The organism is Phormidium tenue FACHB-1052 (assembly GCF_014696675.1).
GTDB classification, from domain to species: domain Bacteria; phylum Cyanobacteriota; class Cyanobacteriia; order Phormidesmidales; family Phormidesmidaceae; genus Nodosilinea; species Nodosilinea tenuis_A.
In genome coordinates this window covers 42,552-58,279 of the sequence record NZ_JACJQN010000026.1, presented here as the reverse complement: position 1 = coordinate 58,279, position 15,728 = coordinate 42,552, and the positions used below count along the sequence as shown (strand labels likewise).

14 protein-coding genes are annotated in these 15,728 nt (G+C 54.6%); 7 read left to right on the top strand and 7 right to left on the bottom strand.

Annotated elements, in window-relative coordinates; all coding sequences use genetic code 11:
• Positions 1 to 183: 183 nt before the first annotated feature.
• Complete coding sequence (locus H6G07_RS24575) at positions 184 to 1,527, bottom strand: hypothetical protein (protein WP_073610912.1); 1,344 nt, start codon at positions 1,525 to 1,527, stop codon at positions 184 to 186.
• Positions 1,528 to 1,774: 247 nt separating this feature from the next.
• Positions 1,775 to 2,275 (bottom strand): GlsB/YeaQ/YmgE family stress response membrane protein, encoded by a 501-nt coding sequence (locus H6G07_RS27200; RefSeq protein WP_422393874.1) that lies wholly within the window; start codon positions 2,273 to 2,275, stop codon positions 1,775 to 1,777.
• A 500-nt stretch (positions 2,276 to 2,775) separates the two neighbouring features.
• On the opposite strand from H6G07_RS27200, the gene H6G07_RS24565 reads away from it, so the two are divergent.
• The 4 genes from H6G07_RS24565 to H6G07_RS24550 all read left to right on the top strand — a co-directional run bounded on the left by H6G07_RS24565 (position 2,776) and on the right by H6G07_RS24550 (position 8,086).
• A complete protein-coding gene (locus H6G07_RS24565) occupies positions 2,776 to 4,704 on the top strand; it encodes a StlD/DarB family beta-ketosynthase (protein WP_073610914.1) in 1,929 nt (642 codons plus the stop codon).
• Positions 4,701 to 5,609 (top strand): DUF6999 family protein, encoded by a 909-nt coding sequence (locus H6G07_RS24560; RefSeq protein ID WP_073610915.1) that lies wholly within the window; start codon positions 4,701 to 4,703, stop codon positions 5,607 to 5,609. Before H6G07_RS24565 ends, H6G07_RS24560 begins: the two co-directional genes overlap by 4 nt.
• A 79-nt stretch (positions 5,610 to 5,688) precedes the next feature.
• The gene (locus H6G07_RS24555; RefSeq protein WP_073610916.1) at positions 5,689 to 7,506 is read left to right on the top strand and encodes a M3 family oligoendopeptidase; all 1,818 of its coding nucleotides are present in this window, start codon (positions 5,689 to 5,691) and stop codon (positions 7,504 to 7,506) included.
• A gap of 25 nt (positions 7,507 to 7,531) precedes the next feature.
• Positions 7,532 to 8,086 carry a DUF421 domain-containing protein gene (locus H6G07_RS24550; protein ID WP_073610917.1) on the top strand — a complete coding sequence of 185 codons (555 nt, stop codon included), beginning with the start codon at positions 7,532 to 7,534 and terminating at the stop codon, positions 8,084 to 8,086.
• Between the two features lie 4 nt (positions 8,087 to 8,090).
• Here the strand turns inward: H6G07_RS24550 and lepB are convergent, their stop codons facing one another.
• A complete protein-coding gene (gene lepB, locus H6G07_RS24545) occupies positions 8,091 to 8,648 on the bottom strand; it encodes a signal peptidase I (protein WP_073610918.1) in 558 nt (185 codons plus the stop codon).
• Positions 8,649 to 9,177: 529 nt separating this feature from the next.
• Here lepB and H6G07_RS24540 point away from each other — a divergent pair.
• Positions 9,178 to 9,387, top strand: a complete 210-nt coding sequence (locus H6G07_RS24540; protein ID WP_073610919.1) for a DUF2949 domain-containing protein — start codon at positions 9,178 to 9,180, stop codon at positions 9,385 to 9,387.
• Positions 9,388 to 9,457: 70 nt separating this feature from the next.
• On the opposite strand, the gene H6G07_RS24535 is transcribed toward H6G07_RS24540, so the two are convergent.
• Positions 9,458 to 10,519: an AI-2E family transporter gene (locus tag H6G07_RS24535; protein ID WP_073610920.1), complete on the bottom strand. Its 1,062-nt coding sequence runs from the start codon at positions 10,517 to 10,519 to the stop codon at positions 9,458 to 9,460.
• A 377-nt stretch (positions 10,520 to 10,896) separates the two neighbouring features.
• Here H6G07_RS24535 and H6G07_RS24530 point away from each other — a divergent pair, with 377 nt between their 5' ends.
• Complete coding sequence (locus tag H6G07_RS24530; protein ID WP_073610921.1) at positions 10,897 to 12,222, top strand: C1 family peptidase; 1,326 nt, start codon at positions 10,897 to 10,899, stop codon at positions 12,220 to 12,222.
• A 281-nt stretch (positions 12,223 to 12,503) separates the two neighbouring features.
• On the opposite strand, the gene H6G07_RS24525 is transcribed toward H6G07_RS24530, so the two are convergent.
• On the bottom strand, positions 12,504 to 13,265 hold the full coding sequence (locus H6G07_RS24525) for an iron-containing redox enzyme family protein (protein ID WP_073610922.1): 762 nt from the start codon (positions 13,263 to 13,265) through the stop codon (positions 12,504 to 12,506).
• Positions 13,266 to 13,392: 127 nt separating this feature from the next.
• On the opposite strand from H6G07_RS24525, the gene H6G07_RS24520 reads away from it, so the two are divergent.
• Positions 13,393 to 14,382: a LysR family transcriptional regulator gene (locus H6G07_RS24520; RefSeq protein ID WP_199312422.1), complete on the top strand. Its 990-nt coding sequence runs from the start codon at positions 13,393 to 13,395 to the stop codon at positions 14,380 to 14,382.
• Positions 14,383 to 14,404: 22 nt separating this feature from the next.
• On the opposite strand, the gene H6G07_RS24515 is transcribed toward H6G07_RS24520, so the two are convergent.
• Together H6G07_RS24515 and H6G07_RS24510 are read right to left on the bottom strand one after the other, a co-directional pair.
• Positions 14,405 to 14,590, bottom strand: coding sequence for a hypothetical protein (locus tag H6G07_RS24515; RefSeq protein ID WP_073610923.1), 186 nt, complete (start codon positions 14,588 to 14,590; stop codon positions 14,405 to 14,407).
• Between the two features lie 90 nt (positions 14,591 to 14,680).
• Positions 14,681 to 15,631 carry a sulfurtransferase gene (locus H6G07_RS24510; protein WP_073610924.1) on the bottom strand — a complete coding sequence of 317 codons (951 nt, stop codon included), beginning with the start codon at positions 15,629 to 15,631 and terminating at the stop codon, positions 14,681 to 14,683.
• Positions 15,632 to 15,728: the final 97 nt, after the last annotated feature.

The window sequence follows — 15,728 nt, the reverse complement described above, 5'->3', positions numbered from 1 at the left end:
CCGTAGACATGCTGGCTCACTCTGTTCGACTGTTACTTCACTACCTCAAGTTCGGCGATGTCCCAGTCCCTCCACGGTTCATCCCTTAATTCAGCAATGCCGTTCCGGAGACCTGGGCAGCCCTAATTTTCCTGAGGGAGCGTAGGCGGCTGAGGTCGCAGCAACTGCCCTGTCACACAGCCCCTAAATGGCGAAGCCGGTTTTTTGCTTTGGTTTGCCCTTCGACTTTTTCTTTGAAGAGCCTTGATCGACCTCTTGCATCGCCTCTTGAAACAAATCTTGCAGGTGCATAGGCACGCTAGCAATCTCTGGAAGCTTTGGCTCCAAAGGCTTTCCGGCCTGGACTAAAACATCGTCTAGATCGTCTGCGGTTAGGTCTGAACGGTTAAACTGTCTCCCCAGGGCTGCCATCAACGGCGTAGCGTTGTCTTCAGCAAAGCAGTGCCAAACGTAGGCGTTGACCGCATCTTCTTTGAGATATTTTTGAATTAACTGATCCGCCTTGGCCACAGATGCGTCATCGGTCGCTTCAAATAGCTGAGTCAGGCGCACGTAGTCTTTCAAAAATGTCTGGCCCCAACGGGGGTGAACAAACACTGTCACTGCTTCTGCCCGACGCAGTTCATCGGGCAGATTAATAGGCGGCGTTGCCATTTTAATCGCCTTGTCGTCTTTTAAGAGCTGCCCCACCTCGCGCCCGTCTTTGCCAAACGAGGCCATCGACTCAGCCACTTCTTCTTCAGAAACCCCAGACTCAGCCACCAGTTCCTTGAGTGACTTAGAGCTGTCAATGCCGAGCGCTTCTAAACGGCGCTGGGTGGAGATCTCTTGATATTCTTTGAGCTTTTTGTTCAGCTCATAACCTGACAGGGTAATGCGATCGCTCCCAAAAAAATCCACAAAATCGTGGTGATAACGCTCCACAGATTTCCAGGCTTCTTCTAAAAGCTCAGGGGCATCGCCATATAGATGGTTAGGAAACCAGTTTTTGAAGTTGCCGATCGCAACGGCTAGCTTAGGCTTACCCAGCTTGCCCAGCAGCATCAAAGGGCCTGAGAACGTCCAGACGTCTTCCCCAACTGGCGACAAACGGGTGACGACAATCTCACCAGGGCCGAGACGGGCTAGCTCTTCTGCCGACTGTGCCCCATTGGGCTCGACCCAGTAGCGCTTTTCAGTTAGCCAGTTCATCACCTCGTAGCGATCGGTGGTGAACTGAAGCACTTTAAATAGACCGTTAAACGTGTTCTTCCAGCTTTCAGCTAAAGCCTGGTGATCCTGAGATAAACCGGGCTGATTTTTTATAAAAATGTCCAACACCGAGCGGCCAGCCACCTGACCTTCGGTCAAAAACATGTCGATCGCCAGATTTGAGCGATTGATGCCTTGCAGGTTGGTAGCCGACCAAAGTTTTAGCTGCTCAGCGCTGTATTGTTCTAAGGCCGTTGCCAGGTCGCCCTCAGCATCTAACACAAAGGCATGCAGTGCCTGTTTTAAGACCTGAGACTGGTTTACGTTATCGCTCACACCAAACCTATCGACACAACACAGGCAAAACTGCTGATAACCTACCTCAAAAAAGGATTTAGGACAACTGACTGCGCCGCTGCCCCATACGCACAAAAATAGATAAGCCCAACTAGCGGAGAAAAAGTCGTCGCCCCAGGCAGTATGCCGAGTTTCGACCCCTAGCGGGGGTGGCGATCGCCACCCACCCCTACAATCCGGTTCATTAGTGCTTATCTATTTCGATCTGATGGTAGGTAGCTGATAACTAAACCGCACGCTTAGCAACTGCGTAGTAGATGAACAGAGCAACAATTGCGCCCAAAACAGCGATTACCACACCACCAATGCTGAGACCTGTTGCCGTGAGGGCTAGCGATCCTGTGGTGAGCAGGGTGTAAAGGCTACCCCCCACAAATGCACCAATCACGCCTAGAATCAGCGTGCCCAAGATGCCGCCGCTCTGATGCCCAGGATAAATCGCTTTAGCAATTGCACCCGCAATCAAACCCAGTACGATCCAAGCTAGAATGTTCATTCCTTCTCTCCAAATTTTGTAGGCAATCGGTGCCTTTTCCTTACAACTAACAATAGCCAAACAAGCTGAGTCGGCGAGACCATCTAAAGAGATAGTTAGCCTTTGTCTAAAGACATACATGAGGTTTTGATCGCTAATATTGCCGGTGCTTGGCTGGCTTTTTCGCGTTTCTCCACTCAATCCTAGGGTTAAGCATGCCCAAGGCTGATGCACGTCAGGTAGCCATGCCAACCGCCAGCGCAACGCTGAGGAACCCCGTTAGGTAGTTGGGCACCAGTTTTCTGGCTGTATAAAGCATGTGATCGATTTCGGCCCCAATCCTGCCTCAGCGTTACTGGCCCGACAAACCACAGGGTAGGGGCGGTGACGGCTGATGCTTGGGCCAGCAGCGATCAAGCGCTCAATGGATGACAGTCTCTAGACAGCATTTCTAAATTAGGGCAACAAACCGTTTGCCTCCTTGGTGATAGGGTCAAACTCTAAAGCGGCTCGGTTTGGGTCAGAGCGCTGGGCAGCGGTGCTTTACTGGGCGAATGGCTCACCTGCCAAAAGGTTCAGGGTTAAGTGAATCGGGGCATCTTGAGACGATACATCTCGTCAACTGTTTTTTGTGGATGGTTCTGCTTTGACCCCTGGCGGCGTGCTGTCAGGGCCGAGATCGATTCACTGGCTATGGCGCAGCATCGGCGGGCCGCCCAAACTGACAGTCTTACGCTTAGAGGTCTAACCCCATGCCGTCTTTCACCCCCTTCGACCGGGCTCAGCCCCGGGCGGCCTACATCACCCACATCGGCAAATGTCTGCCGGGAGAGCCGATCGCCAACGATGAGATGGAAGCCTACCTGGGCCAGGTGGGCGATCGCCCCTCCCGAGTCAAGGCTCGCATTCTCAAAAGCAACGGCATTCAGCATCGCTACTACGCCCTCGATCGCCAGCAGCAGACCACCCTCAGCAATAGCCAGATGGCGGCAGCAGCGGTGCGAGACGCCCTGGGTCAGGCTGAGCTAGATCCCAAGACCATTGACCTGTTAGCCTGCGCCACCACCTGGCCTGACCTGCTGGTGCCGGGCTTTGCCAGTATGGTGCATGGGGAACTGCCGGAGCTGGCCTCGGTGGAGGCGACCTCTCACCAGGGGGTGTGCTGCGCTGGCGTGGCGGCGCTCAAATACGCGGTAGCCCAGGTGCAGCTGGGTCAAAAGCGGCAGGCGATCGCGGTATCCTCAGAACTGGCCTCACGGTTGTTTAAGCACACCCGGTTTGAGGCCGAAACTGCCCATCAGGCGGGGGCTGCTCTGCCCTTCGACACCGAGTTTCTGCGGTGGATGCTGTCGGATGGCGCTGGGGCCTGCTTGGTCAGCGATCGCCCCAGCGTCAACGGCCTCAGCCTCAAAATCGAGTGGATTGAGTCGGTCTCCCACGCCAATTCTCACCCGCTGTGTATGTATGCCGGGGTCGATAACCCCACGGAGCTGACTAGCTGGATGGACTTTTCCGATCAGGGGGCAGCGGCAGCGGCGGGAGCGCTCAATCTGCGCCAAAATATTCGCCTGCTCGACCAGGTGGTGCAGTTGGGCGTAGAGGGCTGGATCAGGCTAATCGAAGCCGGTCGAGTACACCCCGACCAGGTGGACTGGCTGCTGTGCCACTACTCGTCACATTTCTTTCGCAGTCAAATCATTAATCTGCTCGAACAGGCGGGCTGCATGATTCCTGAGGAGCGGTGGTTTACCAACCTCTACACCAGAGGTAACACCGGCTGCGCCTCGATCTACCTAATGCTAGAGGAGTTGTTTAACTCGGGCAAGCTGCGGCCAGGGCAGCAGATCTTTTGCTTTGTGCCCGAAAGTGGCCGGTTCACTACCGCCTATATGCTGCTGACAGTGGTGGAGGCGACTGGGCCAAGTCAGGGGTCTGACGCTGAGCCGACGCTGGCCGTCGCGGCGATCGCCTCCCCTGACCATCCCCCCTCGGCAACCGCCGCCCTGGAGGCCGAAACCCCTGAGTCTACGGTCTCTGAAGCGCTGCTGCGCCAGCTAATGCTGGTGTGGCTGACCTTTGAGCGCGAGCTGCGGTCTGTCCCCATCGTCAGGCGACTGCACCGGGGAGAGTTTACCCTCGCCGACTACCGGGCACTGCTGCGAGCCTTGCGCCCCCAGGTGGTCGATGGCGCTCGGTGGATTGCCCGAGCCGCGTCGAATATGACCGACTTTGAGCTGCGATCGCACCTAATCGGCCACGCCCGCGACGAACACCGCGACTTTCAAATGCTGGAGCGCGACTATGTCTCGGTCGGGGGGCAGCTCGAAGAGATTCTGGCGGCTGAGCAAAATATTGGTTCAGAAGCCCTGTCTGCCTTTATTTTTCAGCGCGCCTCCCGCGAAAACCCGATTGATCTACTGGGCAGCATCTTCATTGTGGAAGGGCTGGGCAACCGCATGGCGGGCCAGTGGGCCGCGCTCATTCAACAAAGCCTGGGGTTAGATAAGACCCAGATCTCCTTCCTCAGCTACCACGGCGAGAACGACGAGGCCCATGTGAAAAAGCTCGACGCCTTTCTCAATGCCGACTGGATGACGGTGGCGATCGCCGCCCGCATTGTCAAAACGGCCCAGGTCACTGCCCGCCTGTACCGCCTGCAACTGGAGGAGATTGACCTATGACCTATACCCCTGTGCCCCACAACCGGCAAGACCCCAGCTACTGGGATGCCATCTATGCCGACTGGGCCATCCCCCTCGACCCCACCGCTAAGGCATACATGGTCAAAGACCTGCAAAGCTGGTCGCGCTGCTACCTGCTGCTGCCGATCAAGCTCTTTGCCAACCTGGTCATGGCTTTGATTATGACGCTCAAGCGGCTGTTGCCGTTTCAGTTTCGCAACTACTGGCTGATGCACCAGTTGGCCGTCTGGTTTCTCAACACCTTCACCACCCCCGAAGCCTGCTACCTGATTGTGCGCCACTTTAGCATTGGCTCTAATATCGTCAATTTTTTAATCGACAACGGCCCCGACCCGACCCTGCCCCACGCCACCCTTTACCCCCGCCGAGTAGAGGATCTGGCCGCCAACGCCTTTTTAGAGCACGACATCACCCTCTACAACTTTGTGATCGACTATCACCGTGCCCAAGCGCAGCACCCCAATTGGCTAAAGCATGTGCGTCAGCGAGGGCTCAGCTATAGCGGCATTCGCCCGGTGTCGGTCGAGATCGACATCAGCCGACGGGGCTGGCTCCAGGTGCTCGATATGGAGTCCTCCCTGGAGCTATTCAAAATCTGCTATTCCCTCTGGGTCACTAGCGACGAGTTTGAGCGGGCGGTGCTTTCCCTTCAGTTTGACGAAAGCTTTGCCTTCTACTTTAGCCGGGTGACTGGCGACTACGCCTGGAACCACACCGTGACAAACCGCCATCCCCTGGCTCCCAACAGCTTCTTTGGGGCAGCCCGCAATCTGCTGCTGCACGGTCTGGCCTCGGAGTCGCTCCAGTGCTATTTAGAGCTAGCCATGGCAGATAGCGGCACTGAGGCTCAAGCTGCTGTCGCAATGAACCGCGTTGCTCCCTAGAGAAGCTATCCTCCAGGGGCTTAGCAGATCTTGAGAGGTTAGGTAAGCTAAAGGCAATGCCCTTTGCTCCATTGCCTTTATGCCCATCCTCCATCAAATCTGGGATAACAGCCACTTCTTCGCGGGCAGTGATGATCCCCAAATCGCCGCAACGGTTGAGCGGATCAAAGCGGAAATTGACACCCTATCCACCCTCTGCGCCCCGTTCATCGAGCATATCGAACCTGCCGAACCGCTGGTTCAGGAACAGTTTGAGCGCTTGCTAGCTCAAGTTAGAGCTGCCCACCAGCAGCGCACTGACACCGCCAAACGTCTGGGGAACCTGCGTACCTTTATCTCGTCTATTCTCAGCGTTGACTCCCGCGATGCCAGTGCCAGCGAGTGGAAACCCACCCTACAACAGCTCAGTGCCGAAATTAGCCAGGCCACTAAAGCTTTAGACATTTTTCTGCTGCGGGTTGACGACGCCTTCATCAAAGCCTTGACTGCTAATCCGGTTCTCGAAGAGCTGAGTTTTTCCCTGCTGCACCAGCGTCAGCTTAATGACCAGCTGCTCAGTCTAGCCGAGGAAAAGCTGATCACCGGCCTGGCTGTCAACGGCTTGCAGGGCTGGGGCAACCTCTACACCGAGCTATCGGGCACGTTGCAATGCACCGTGGCGGGTGACACCGTTGGCCTGGCCAAGGCCTTTAACCTGCTCAGCTCTCCCGATCGCACCCTGCGCTCCGAAGCCTGGCACGGGGTCAATGCCGCCTGGGAGAGCCGGGCCGAGACGGTGGCCGCCGTTCTCAACGCCATCAACGGCTGGCGGCTAGAGGAAACCAAACAGCGATCGCACCACCGCAGCCTGCACTACCTCGACAAAAGCTGCCACCAAAGCCGCATCGATCGCACCACCCTCGACGCCATGATGGAGGCTACCTATCAGCGGCGTAGCCTTGGCCAGCGCGCCCTGACGGCGATGGGCAAAGTGCTCGACATTCAGCCCATGGCCCCCTGGGATTTGTTTGCGCCGCCCCCGGCGGCAGTTCAGAGCAAGGGGTTTGCCTTTGAAGCGGCGATCGAGCTAGTCGCCGACGCCTTTCGCCAGTTCAGCCCCGCTATGGGCGACTTTGCCATGATGATGGCCGAAAAGGGCTGGATTGATGCCCAGCCAACCCCCAACCGGGCCACGGGAGCCTACTGCACCAGCTTTGCCGAGCCCAAAGAACCGCGCATCTTTATGACCTTCGAGGGCAGCATGAACAATGTGCTGACCCTGGCTCACGAACTGGGCCATGCCTGGCACAACTGGGTGATGCAGGATCTGCCCCGCTACAAAACCTTTTACCCCATGACCCTGGCCGAAACCGCCAGCATCTTTGGCGAAACCCTAGTGCGCGATGCCCTGTTTGAGCAAGCCAGCACCCCTGAGCAAAAGCTCAAAATTGCCTGGGAAGAAGGGTCTGCTGCGGCCACATTCTTGCTCAATATTCCAGCTCGGTTCACCTTTGAGCAAAAACTGGTTGAGTCCCGCAAGCAGGGGTTTGTGATTGCGGATAACCTCAAGACCATGATGCGCGACAGTTGGCAGCACTGGTACGAAGACAGCTTGGCCAGCTACGACGACATGTTTTGGGCTAGCAAGCTGCACTTCTCGATCGCAGGGCTGGGCTTCTACAACTATCCCTACCTGTTTGGCTATCTGTTTAGCCTGGGCATCTACGCCCAAAAAGACCACTACGGTGCTCAGTTCAATGACCTATACACCAAGCTGCTGCGCGACACCGGCACCATGACGGCGGAGGATGTAGTGCTGCGCCACCTCCAGCAAGACATTCGCCAGCCCGAATTTTGGCAGGCCAGTCTAGATATCGTCGATCGCGCCGTCAGTCGATTAGAAAGCCTGGTGGTGTAGGCTTCTATTTTCGTTCCTTTGCGCCATGACTCTCCTTCACGATCTGTGGATACCCGATGTATCCATTCTCGAAAAAATTGTTCGGCCTATCTTGGTCTACGGCTTTTTGCTCGCTGCCCTGCGGCTGGGGGGCAAACGAGAGCTAGGGCAGCTAACGGGCTTTGACTTGGTCGTGCTGCTCATGCTTTCTAACGCCGTGCAAAACGCCATTATTGGTGCCGACAACTCGGTCTTAGGGGGGCTAGTTGGAGCCACTACTCTGCTGATTACTAACTACCTGGTGGTGCGTTTAGCCTATCGCTATCCCCGCATTCAGCAGGTGGTAGAAGGCCGCTCAACGCCGCTGCTGTTGGATGGGCAAATGATTTCAAAAAATCTAGCCAAAGAACTGATTAGCGAGAAAGAGCTACATGCGGTGCTACGCCGCCAGGGGTTTGAAAACCTGGCAGAAATTAGGACCGCGATTTTAGAAACCAGCGGCAGCATCACCGTAGAGCGAGCCACTGACTTGCCCACCCCCGTCGAGGCAGAACTGCTGCACCGACTCGACCGCATCGAGCAGCGGCTCCAGCAGCTGTAGCGCTTTAGTCGAGATCGCCGAGGCGATCGGGAGGCCAAAACCTGAAGACGGCGCGGCCAATCACATGGTCGGCTGGCAAAAAGCCCCAAAAATGGGAATCAAAGCTCTTGTTGCGGTTGTCGCCTAAGACCAGATAAGAATCGTCAGGCACCGTCACCGGCCCATACTGGTAGTCGGGCTTAGCCGCAATGTAGGGTTCTGCCTGGGGCTCGCCATTGATGTAGAGCTGGCCGTTTTTGACCTCAATTACATCTCCCGGCAGGCCGATCAGCCGCTTGATGAAGGCCTCGTTTTGGCCTAGGGCATCGGGGGGCCGAAACACCACAATGTCGCCTCGCTGAGGGTCGCCAAAGTCGTAGCTTACCTTGTCGATAATTAGGCGATCGTTAATCTCCAGCGTGGGCAGCATTGAGCCTGAGGGAATGTAGCGCGCCTCGGCCACAAAGGTGCGAATGCCCAGGGCCAGTAACACGCTGAGGCCCAAGGTTTCGACAGTTTCACGCAGAATGCCCTTGCCTGTGGGGGGCGAGGGGCGGGGCGGGGTAGAGCTGGACTCGATCATGGCTGACTCACTTACAGGGGCTGAAAGCTAACTCTCTCTGGGGCAGGATCGTCGTCAACATTGACCAGACTAATCGCACCATCGTCACTGCCACAATGCTAGCGATAAATAATCCGGTGAGCATAGGTGACCTCAAGAATGCCCTGGGGGCAGCGGGGAGTAACGACGCGATCGCTGGCTATGGTCGGGCCAATTATAGACGATAGGGCCAGGGAGCTTGGCGAACAGCAGGACAAAATTACCAGTGAACCAATCCGCTGGAGAAACAGCCCTATCGCGGCTTAAATAGGTCGAACCATCCTATCGACACTATTGATTTCTACCCATTGATTCTAGGTTAGGAGCTGGGTATGTCGTTACAGTGGCATGACTGTGACAGAGCGACCGATCTAGCCCCACGCAACCGGGCTGAAACGCCGGCGACACAGGATTGCCACAACCGCTGTTTAAGCTTTGCCTTCAAACCGGCTCGTCAGTCCACTACGGCGGCTGACGGGCGACAACGCTCCCTCACATCAGGAAACTTGCTATGACCTCACCACTGCTCAGCCGGTTGGTTAGCTTCGTGCAAACCGAGTTTGGAGTTTCTAACGAAGAAGTGGCCACCGCCTTTCACCACCACGACTCTGCCACCCAACTGCCGATGATTCTCTGGCAGTATGGCTTTATTACCACTCCCCAGCTCGATGCGCTGTTCGCCTGGCTAGAGCGGGCTAGATTCCGCTCTGTCGAGGGGTAGTGGCGAGGGGTAGCGGGCAGGGCTCGGGGGAGGGAGAGGGCTGGCGATCGCAGGTCTTTCTCCCCTTAGCTCAACCAACTGAGTTAGAGCCAGAGAGTTGCCCAGAAGGGTGATAAACTTCCTCAAAAATCCGCTTGATTGCCCCCGCTAGCGGCACGGTCATCAGCAACCCCAGTACCCCCGCTAGCTGCGAGCCAAGCAACAGCAGCACCAAAATCCACACCGGGTTTAGCCCAACGAGATCGCCGAGAATTCGGGGGGCAACGGCATTGTCAATCACCTGATCGACCAGCAGGGCCACCACGACCAGCTCTCCCCCTAGCAGAGCGCTGTTAAAACTCACGATAATGGCCGCCGTCAAGATGCCCACCACATCACCAAACGGAATTAGCGCCAGCAGGCCAATGCCAATGCCAAACACCAGCCAGTAGGGAATCTTCAGCAAAAAGAAGACGGTCGTGAGACTGGTGACCATTAGCAGTGCGATCGTAGCCTGCCCCACAAAATAGTTCTTAAACTTTTCCTGAAACGCCAGCCGAATCTGGTCGCCAAAATTTCCCGGTAGCCAGCGCAGCAGCCCACTCCAAAACTCATTCCCATGCAGCAGCAGGTAGAGCGTCAGCACAGCCGTAATCAACATTTCCAAGAGGCTGTCAGCAACACCAACAATCACCTCAAGCACCTGGTCGGGTAGCTGAGCCACCTCATCGGGCAGCATTTGCGCTAGCTGCGTTGTCAGCGCTGTGACGTTCAAAGGAATGTGTTGGCCTACTAGCCAAGCGTCTAGCGCCTGAAACTGCTCGCTACCCGACTCTAGCCAGTGGGGCAGACGAGTTCCTAAATCTCCGAGCTGCAATAGCAGGGCCGGTACCAGAGTAAAGCCCAAAACCCCGACTAGCCCACCTGTCAAAAGCAAAATTAGCGCAATACTGACACCGGGTTTAATGCCGCGCTTTTCGAGCTGCTCAATGGGATAGCTCAGCAAAAACGACAGCAGCGTGGCCGCAATCAGCATGGTAAACGGCGCTTGAAAGGTCTGAAAGACCTTGTAAAGCAGCCAAATGTTCAAGATGGTTAGAGGCAGGGCAATTTCCCACACCAGCCAACGGGGCAGCTTATCAAATGCTTGCATGGTCAATGGGCGTAGCCTATTAATACGATCCTATAAACTTAAGGTAGCGTCTTGCGATTGGGGCAAACGGCGCACTGGGGTAGAGATTAGCGGTTAGCAGATGCCTTGGAGGGTCTGCCCGAGAACGCAAAAAGCGAGAGTTCCGCTCAATCCAAATTCTTGAGGGAGACATCATCCCTGGGTAATTTGCTTTGTGTCGGCTGGTGGCCTCCTCTGGGGTGAGTAGGCGCGTAGGGGCAGTAGGCGGCAAAAGCCCTAGCAGACTCAGCTTCAAACTGCTTTACCGTTCTTTAAAGGTAGTGCAACGTTGGGGTTCCGTGCTGCGCTCGCCAGGGGTACGGAGGGAATGCTTAAGGAACCATTCCTCAAGGTTAAACATGTTTACGCAGACCCGTAAGTTTCGCATTGGCGGTTATCAGCCGGGGGAAAAGCCGGACAACGTTAAGCATCACCAAATTGGGCGGTTTGGAAAAGAGGAGTTGCCAGGTCGGGTTGATTTGCGCCACCACATGACCGAGGTCGAAGCGCAGGTGGGCAATAGCTGCGTGGCCAATGCCTTTGTGGGGGCCTACGAATATCTGGCCAAGCGTGACCTGGGCGACGCCGCCGATGTCAGCCGGTTGTTTGTCTACTACAATGCGCGATCGCAGACCGGCAGCCATAACGAAGACGCTGGCACCCGGATGTACTGTGCGATCGAAACCCTGATGCAGCATGGGGCCTGCTCCGAAGACCTCTGGCCCAACGACGAAGAACTGATCTTCACTGAGCCCGACACCGGGGCCTATGACCACGCCTCCAACTTCAAAATCATGGAAGCCGAGGCCATCGACACCGACCTAGACCTCTGGCGGCACACCTTGGCCGAGGGCTACCCGATCGCCTTTGCCCTCAACACCTTTGAATCGTTTGACGAGGCTACCCGCAACAAAGGCCGCGTGCCCAAGCCTAAGCGCTCCGACAACGTGCGCGAAACCCACGGCTGGCACGCCATGCTCTGCGTCGGCTACTCCGACAAAGACCGCTTCTTTATTGTGCGCAACTCCTGGGGGCCAGAGTGGGGCGATCGCGGCTACTGCTATATTCCCTACGACTACGTCATTCACGACGACTACAACGGCCACGACTCCTGGATTATCAAATCCCTGAGCGAACTCGACTTTAGCGCCGAAGTTTGGGAAGAGGACGAGTCGTTCTTTGCCAACGATTGCTCACTCTTGCTGTACGACTTTTATATTCATACCGAAGATCCCGAAGGCTTTACCGATGCCCTCGCTGCCCTCTGCCTCACTTATGTCGAAAGCGAAGACGACTACTACTTCGACTACGACTATAACGAAGATGAAGGCAGCCCCTATTTGCTCAACATCCTCAACTTTGATCTCAGCGTTGAAGACGGCACCGAATTTGTCGCCGAGCTAGACGCCCTCTGCCAAGAATACGCCGTCGATGAAGCCTACGGTTTTGGCTACGGCAGCAGCGACGAAGCGGAGACTGAGGAAGACGAGGCTGAAGCGGAAGAATCCGAAGAAGAGTATTCTGAGGAAGACGAGGAGTCTGAGGAAGAGTACTCCGAAGAGGAGTCTGAGGAAGAATCCGAAGAAGAAGAAGTCGAGGAAGAAGAGTATTCTGAGGAAGACGAGGAGTCCGAAGAAGAGTACACCGAAGAAGAATCTGAGGAAGAATACACCGAAGAAGAATAGCCGACTAACGGTATTTTGATTTCGAACAGCATGGCTTGCAGCGGCAAGTTTTTCCGGCGCAAGCCATGCTCATGACCGCTAAAGATGGTTGGCTATGGGTGGGTAAATGCAGAGCCACTCCGATGCACCGCACTTGAACGAGAACCGCTTTTAAACAAATTTAAGCTACTTCACAAGCAACCAAAATTCATTGGTTCTTCACCCTCGCTTTTCATAGCTCAAAACTCCCAAATACTTGCTGTCTTGCAGTATGTTCCACCCTTTTTGGGCTTTTCGCAAAGCTACCGGGATTCGTATTCATGCAGCATCGCCTCGAAATACTGCACATGTCGATCGATGCCTTGCTCAACTGACCGCATCAAATCGGCAATTTTACCTGCATCTCCTGTATAACGGGTGAGTGCTGAGCGAATAGTATCCTGAAAATGCTCGACTTCCAATTCTGCGTGCAATGCTAACCAGGTTGGGTGCTTCATGCTGCGAGCATCAAAATAATACTTGAGAATTCTCTCGTTGCGGACTGATACGCATAGCTCTCGTCCGCTGAGTGCCGCTAGTGCTTCGTAAAAATTATCTGTTTTATAGCCGAAATCGTCAAAGAATGATTGCTCATACGAGACTGTCGCTGCGCTACGCCGCGATGCTTGAATTTCGGCATCGCTAAGCCCAAGCTCGTGAAGGAATTCTAGATACATCTCACTATGACCATCCTGCAAATCTGTGAAGGTATGATCGGCTAAGGACATGATCGCTCTTTTCTGATCCGGGTCAGTACAACTTCCCGCTTTGACGATGCAGAGGCCAAACCACTGATGCAGTCGATCCCGCCACAGATAGTATTGCAGGAAGACATAGTGCATGATGTCTGGGGTTATCTCTCCATCTTTAAGCAAGCTGAAAAAGCGGCTCCGATTCAGCGATTCATTACAATAGGCGATCGTTTTATCAGTGATTGCCTGCTTCTGTGCTTTGATTTCAGGGGGTAGTTCAATCTCTCGGTCTAGACGACTGGATGTAGTGGCGATCGCTGAATTTGTCTTCATAAAGCTCTCCTTCAGGGGGCATTGGCTGGTCACAGAGATCAAAGGACAGCCTTTGAACCAGGTGCCTATGGGTATCTGATCTTAGCCAGGCTTTATAGGCTATGGCATACGGATTGCATAACAAAATATGCTCGAAGATATAGTGGCAGCGGATATGGAGTTTCAACATCTCAATCAGTTTGAGCTTCGACAAATTTGCTACTTCCTTGCCGTTGTGCAGTCCAACAACAATTTCACTGAGGCCGCAAAGCGTTTAGGAATCAAGCAACCTCCCCTCAGCCAACGCATTCAAGCGCTGGAAGAATTGCTGAGTACCGACCCAAAAACGGTAGTCGTCAAGCTGTTCGATCGCAGCAAGCGTCCGATTGAACTAACTGAAGCGGGTCAAGCCTTTCTGATAGAAGCACAGCAAGCACTCATTCATCTCGATCGAGCGGTTTCCCATGCCCGACAGGCGAGTCAAGGTGAAATTGGGCGTTTAATCATCGGCATGAACAATTCGATTGCCAACACGATTCTGCCTGAGATTGTGCAATCGTTTCAGCAGCGGTTTCCAAAAGTGGAGCTAGAACTGCATGAAGTCACGATTCAGCAGGAGATCCAGATGCTTAAGAACCATCAATTAGACATAGTCTTCCAACGATCTCCTAGCTTTGAGCAGAATGATTCAGCCTTGAGTTATCAACCCATTCTTGAAGAGTATTTTGTTGTTGCATTGCCAACCAGCCACGCCCTGGCTGAGCAAGCTAAAATTCCTTTACAGGCACTAGCCAACGAGGCAATCATCTTACCTTCTCTTGATGTATTGCCCTTCTACGAGAAAATTATTACTCTCTGTAGAGAAGCGGGCTTTGAACCAAAAATCAATCGAACTGTCACAGTTACCGGAGTCGTTACACTGCTCAGCTTGGTTGCAGCCGGTGCTGGCGTTTCAATCTTACCTAACCACGTTCAAACGCTACACCGTGAGGGAGTGGCTTATCGATCGCTCCAGAACGCAACTCTAAACCGACAAATTGCTGTTGTCTGGCGACAGGAGGATACTTCCACTGTTTTACGTCAATTTCTTAGGGTTGTTCAAGAGATCGTTAACCTATCTCTCATAGATTCTTGGTAAAAGAGTGACTGATTCTGCAAGCTTAAAATAATACTTTTTCGTCTTCGTCAGCTTCGTCGGCCTCGTCCTCGGGCTGAGTGGGGGCGCAGGAAGCAACCAGATTCACGGTGTTGCTACTAACAGTCCCGTGGGTGACCGACCAAAAACTATGTGCTCCCAGGTTGAGCGGGGTCAGAACGCTGGCAACCAGCAACAGGTGTAATAGCATACAACAATAAATTCCTTCAAAGTTAAGTGGCCCTTGCCGTTGCCATAGACAACCGCCAAAGGCCACCAATACTACAACCGATCAGCGTAATTAAACATTCGGATCGCGCCCGGTGGCCACGGGTAGGTCAGGCTGGGCCGAATACTCCGTCCAAGCCCCCTCATACAGGCGCACGTTGGGATAGCCCAGCAGGTGCTTCAGCACCACATACTGAAGCGACGCTTCGCGTCCGGTGCTGCACGTCACGACAATGTCGTCTTCGGGGCTAATTTCTCGGTGGGCCAGCAGCGCGCGAATCTCATCGAGGGTTTTGAGCTGGTGAAAGTTGTCTTCACCCACGGTAAAGCTGGGCCACGGAAGGTTGTTGGCTCCCGGAATGTGGCCGTTGCGAATGAACAGGTCTTCTTCCCCGGCAAACAGCGCAGGCGGACGCGGGTCAATGAAGGTCACGCGGGCGCTGCGGTCACGCACAATCGATCGCACCTCGTCGAGCGATACGCGAATATCGCTGTTGTCTTCCAAAGCGAAGTTGCCCTTGGCATACTCAGGGAACTCCTTCGTTACCGGCAGACCGGTATCTTTGTAGGCTTTAAACCCACCGTCGAGTATCGAAACCTCACCGCCAAAGCTGCCCCGCTCTAGCAGGTAGGCCACCTGGGTGCTGCCCAAAATGCTGTTGCCCTCCGAGTAAATCACCACGTGGCTGTCGCTGTTGACCCCAGCTTCTTGAAACAGCGCTTCAATTTTCTGCTGTTCCCAAAACTGCACCGGCAAACGGCCATTGGGGCCACGGAAGGTGTTTTCAGCAATGTTCACCGCGCCGGGAATGTGGCTGTTGATGTAGTCGAGTGGGTTGGTACGCACATCAAGAATACGCAGGCTGCGATCGCTCGAATGCTGCGCCACCCACTGGGGGGTCACGAAGTCGATAGTTGTTGCCGCTGCACCGGGCTGCACCAGCCCTGACAGGGTCGCTACGGCGATAATCGCTGCCAAAAAGGCCAATAGCTGGATTTTCCAGCGCTGTAGTTGCTTAAGCATTGAACGTGTCTCCTTTTTATTGATTGATTGTCAAAGGGAAGGGTAGGGGGTGGGGATCGTCCAGGCGAAACCCCATCCCTGCAACCAACAACCAAAC

What these genes read in the sequence shown, in the direction of transcription:
- H6G07_RS24540 (WP_073610919.1), top strand. Translation starts at nt 9,178, where the DNA reads ATGACCTCACCACTGCTCAGCCGGTTGGTTAGCTTCGTGCAAACCGAG.
- H6G07_RS24520 (WP_199312422.1), top strand. Translation starts at nt 13,393, where the DNA reads ATGCTCGAAGATATAGTGGCAGCGGATATGGAGTTTCAACATCTCAAT.
- H6G07_RS24550 (WP_073610917.1), top strand. Translation starts at nt 7,532, where the DNA reads ATGACTCTCCTTCACGATCTGTGGATACCCGATGTATCCATTCTCGAA.
- H6G07_RS24555 (WP_073610916.1), top strand. Translation starts at nt 5,689, where the DNA reads ATGCCCATCCTCCATCAAATCTGGGATAACAGCCACTTCTTCGCGGGC.
- H6G07_RS24560 (WP_073610915.1), top strand. Translation starts at nt 4,701, where the DNA reads ATGACCTATACCCCTGTGCCCCACAACCGGCAAGACCCCAGCTACTGG.
- H6G07_RS24510 (WP_073610924.1), bottom strand. Translation starts at nt 15,631, where the DNA reads ATGCTTAAGCAACTACAGCGCTGGAAAATCCAGCTATTGGCCTTTTTG.
- H6G07_RS24535 (WP_073610920.1), bottom strand. Translation starts at nt 10,519, where the DNA reads ATGCAAGCATTTGATAAGCTGCCCCGTTGGCTGGTGTGGGAAATTGCC.
- H6G07_RS24565 (WP_073610914.1), top strand. Translation starts at nt 2,776, where the DNA reads ATGCCGTCTTTCACCCCCTTCGACCGGGCTCAGCCCCGGGCGGCCTAC.
- H6G07_RS24525 (WP_073610922.1), bottom strand. Translation starts at nt 13,265, where the DNA reads ATGAAGACAAATTCAGCGATCGCCACTACATCCAGTCGTCTAGACCGA.
- H6G07_RS24530 (WP_073610921.1), top strand. Translation starts at nt 10,897, where the DNA reads ATGTTTACGCAGACCCGTAAGTTTCGCATTGGCGGTTATCAGCCGGGG.
- lepB (WP_073610918.1), bottom strand. Translation starts at nt 8,648, where the DNA reads ATGATCGAGTCCAGCTCTACCCCGCCCCGCCCCTCGCCCCCCACAGGC.
- H6G07_RS24515 (WP_073610923.1), bottom strand. Translation starts at nt 14,590, where the DNA reads ATGCTATTACACCTGTTGCTGGTTGCCAGCGTTCTGACCCCGCTCAAC.